Genomic DNA, 3,888 nt, shown 5'->3' on the forward strand with positions numbered 1-3,888 from the left:
TCTGCCACTCATCCCATCATCAAATCAATTATTACCCATTTTTTATCAATTAATTCTCCCTCCAACCTATTTCTTGGAGATACGGTTAGGGCTTCTATAAAGAGAAACTTTGATAAAAATATATTCACTGTATAATTTACTTATACCAAATTCGGGTATAAAAGTAGGTTTGTCCGATAGCTTACTCTTATACCAAATCTCGCCAATTCTGCCTACATATTCTTGAGAGTAGGGAGTAGGGTTTCTAGAAATAATATATCTTCACTTAGCACCTAGAATCATTAAAAACATTATTGAAGCTTGCTTATTTAAACTCCACCCTTAAGGATGGAGTCTTATTGAAGTGTTGAGGAAATAATGTCTCTTTAAATACCCAGAATAAAAACTTTTAGGAACATGGAGTGGGGAGTAGGGAAAATTTGTTTACCCAGTATTCCGCAGTAAAATATACTCTCTTGAAAGAGAAGAATATTTTTATGACTAATTCACAAGAGTTGATATTACTCTAAGAGGTTGAATGTATCAGGAAATATAAAAAAATAAGATAGGGAACAGGCAACAGGGAATAGGCAAAAAAACAATTATTTGTTATCAAGAAATTCACTCTTATCTGATTGACTATGAATAGTCATACCTTCTCCATATCTAGAGTTATTTTAATCGCTTATCTTATTCAAGCTAGTTGATTGAGTTGTGAAACTTTTTTCTTAAATACTTATTTTATAAACAGTCTCTAAAAGCTTATAGATTATAATCCATCGGTGATTTATGTTTGTCTGAATTTATGAAGTTTTTTAGCTTCTTTCTCTCCCAATAAATTTATTTATTAGCTTATATCATGTCCGGATAATTAGTGATAAAAAAAACTTTCTCCTTTTTATACTTTACTTTGTCCTCTCTTCCCTCCTGACTCCTGTAGGGGCGATTTCCTACGGAATGCTCCGCAAACGCGAATCGCCCCTACAACTCCTGACTCCTCCCTCCTTATTTATATAGCAATGAGCGCTCAGGTATTTACAATGTCCAGCTCAAAGTGCATTAATTAAAAAGGTTACAAAAAATAATGTGTAAATATGCCAGCGCACATTGCTATAACTATTCAAGCGGACATGATATTACAGTAAAAGTCATCTTTAAGATGACTAAAGGTAGCTCATTTATTAACAAGCTATCAGTATTCAGCTATTAACTAAAATCGGCGTTTTTCAGTCCCCCACAAGATTTAGAAAAAGCGCATGGTTTGCATTTATGGGGGTTTTAATTCCCCATCATAAGCCTTGAGAGCTGTTGCCTGACCGTTGAAGGCTGACTGCTATTTCAAGACAAATTAAAAATTATTTTTTCATCAATAGTATTCTTGTCAAAGAAGTTGATAACTAATAAGTTATAAAATTTATTTCGGGCTTCCTGATTAAATATTAAAGCCTTTACAGATAAATATTTGAGCCTTTTTATGTCTGTAAAAAGTACGAACTTTTCGGTCAAAACGGTTCAAAAACTTAGCATTTTTTGCTCAAAATTACAGAAAAATCAAGGGATAATTCCTCCCACTACCTCCTCTAAATTCCCTGTTTATCCTGACTCCTAAAACTCTATTTCTACTCTGACTACAAAGTAGAGATTTTCTCAAAAAATCTCTAGTCTTATAATAACTTTACCAATGCTTCAGCTAAATATTCATATTGGGAATAACTATTATAAATCTGAGCCGAAATTCGTAAAAGTCGCCTCCTTTTATTAGGCCAACGAACTATCGGCACCTCAATTCTAAACTTCTCCCATAAATCATTTTGTAAAGGTGAAATTAACCCACTATAAATCTCATCCTCTCCTTCATCAGGCAATTTCACAACTGCCATTGAACCAATCATTTCATCCGGACAACAATCAATTTTTATTCCCAACTTTTCCTGTAATAAATGTCTAGCTACCAATACCATAGACTTATTTTTTTCCATTAACTCTAACCAACCCCCAGACAGCAATGAACCCATAAATTTAATAGCTTCTGGTACACATAAATAAGCTGTTGGATCGTCCGTACCCATCCAATCAAATTCTAAGTGAAATGGTGACTTATCTGTTCGGGTAGAATTTGCACCATGACTAATAGTTAAAGGATGAATATTCTCTTGTTTATCTTGACGCACATACAAAAAACCAGCACCCTTCGGCGCACATAACCATTTATGACAATTTCCTGTGTAATAAGCTGCCCCTATTTCTTCTAAATTAAGTGGAAGCATTCCCGCTGCATGGGCACCATCTACTAATGTATCAACCCCTCTTTTCGCTAATTCTTTTACCAGTTGTTTGATAGGAAATACAAATGCTGTTGAACTACTAACATGATCAAGCAATGCAAGTCTTGTTCTTGGTGAAATATGTTTGATAACTGCTTCGACTATTTGTTGAGGAGACTCTACAGGAAAAGGTAGAGATGCCACTACCACTTTTGCACCTGCGCGATCGCTAACAAAATTCAGCGCATTGCGACAAGCGTTGTATTCTTGGTCTGTGGTTAGTAACTCATCGGTGGAGGAAAAGTTGAGGGAGCGCAACACTGCATTTACCCCGGTGGTTGCATTTGGCACAAAGGCTAATTCCTCTGATTTGGCACCAACAAATTCTGCTAACTTCTCTCTAGCTTCATCCAGTAGAGTTTCAAACTCCCGAATAAAAAAATGTACTGGTTCTCTTTCCAACTTTTCCCGCAGTTGGGTCTGAGCTGTCAACACTGGCAATGGACAAGCTCCAAAAGACCCATGATTGAGAAAAGTCACATTTGGGTCAAGAGACCAATATAAAGACCATTTATTACTATGTTCGTACTGAAACATAAATTTATTAATTCTATAATTCTGAGGCTAAGATTTTAGTAGAAAAATAGAACCACTAAATATCTCCACTTCCAGAACCTAAAATTTTTAAACTCCCCGGGCAAGATTCGAACTTGCGACCAATCGGTTAACAGCCGACCGCTCTACCGCTGAGCTACCGAGGAATAAATGTTTGCTCGTTTCCTGACCTACGATTACTTATTATAGTAGTGATTCAAGATATTTTGCAACCCCTTTTTATATCTTTTTTTATTATCTTTCTTATAAGATAATTTTATTAATTATATTTGACTTTCTGGAAATTATATGATATTGAACTATTTTTTTCCCATTCTCAATTCAGCTAGCCGCTTTTGAGATTCTGGATCTAAGTAACTAGCTAGAAAACGCCTTGATGTTCTTTTGCCTCGTTGACATTTACTCCGAACACGACTTGCTACACTTTCAACATCATGGGCAAGTTGTTGTGAAGACATCCACTCCGCACCATAACCAACTACAGTAAGTCTTTCATCTCTATCTGAAGTAGCTACGATTAACCTACTTTTAGACAAATGTATCTCCTGGCGAAGATTAGCACAAGCCTTCTCGATATATGTATCTGCTGTCTGACCAAACTCTGTATAATGAACTGATAATTTATCAGTAATAATTTCTTTTGTAGTAGGAGTATATTGGTATTGGGAATCAAATACTATCTGAGTATTTAAGTCCTGACTAGCACTGTAGTTTACCAGAGCCTCAATCAAATCTCTTCTCGCTGTTTCTAAGCCGTGAAGATTACGAATTTCTCGGATACGAGGCCATAAACCAATGACATTATAGCCGTCTACAAGCAGAATAGTTTGTCTTAAAGGACGTGACATGACTCAAGGTGATAATTATTCAGAGAATGTTAACAAATACTAAGTTAACATAACTCCGATCTAAATTTTATAGTTATAAGTACCCATGCCAAATTCATTAATGGATAATGGATAATTGATAATTGATAATTGATAATTGATAATGGATAATTGATAATTGATAATTGATAATTGATAATTGA

At 35.1% G+C, this 3,888-nt stretch carries 2 protein-coding genes and 1 tRNA gene; all 3 read right to left on the reverse strand.

The genetic code is table 11. The annotated features are described in order from the left end of the window. Positions 1 to 1,643: 1,643 nt before the first annotated feature. The 3 genes from AFK68_RS06850 to AFK68_RS06860 all read right to left on the reverse strand — a co-directional run bounded on the left by AFK68_RS06850 (position 1,644) and on the right by AFK68_RS06860 (position 3,706). Complete coding sequence (locus AFK68_RS06850; protein WP_094672115.1) at positions 1,644 to 2,840, reverse strand: aminotransferase class V-fold PLP-dependent enzyme; 1,197 nt, start codon at positions 2,838 to 2,840, stop codon at positions 1,644 to 1,646. 92 nt (positions 2,841 to 2,932) lie between these two features. After that, positions 2,933 to 3,004 (reverse strand) — tRNA-Asn (locus AFK68_RS06855). Positions 3,005 to 3,157: 153 nt separating this feature from the next. After that, positions 3,158 to 3,706 (reverse strand): NYN domain-containing protein, encoded by a 549-nt coding sequence (locus AFK68_RS06860; RefSeq protein WP_094672116.1) that lies wholly within the window; start codon positions 3,704 to 3,706, stop codon positions 3,158 to 3,160. Positions 3,707 to 3,888: the final 182 nt, after the last annotated feature.

Source organism: Hydrocoleum sp. CS-953, from assembly GCF_002260545.1.
Classification (GTDB): domain Bacteria; phylum Cyanobacteriota; class Cyanobacteriia; order Cyanobacteriales; family Microcoleaceae; genus Trichodesmium.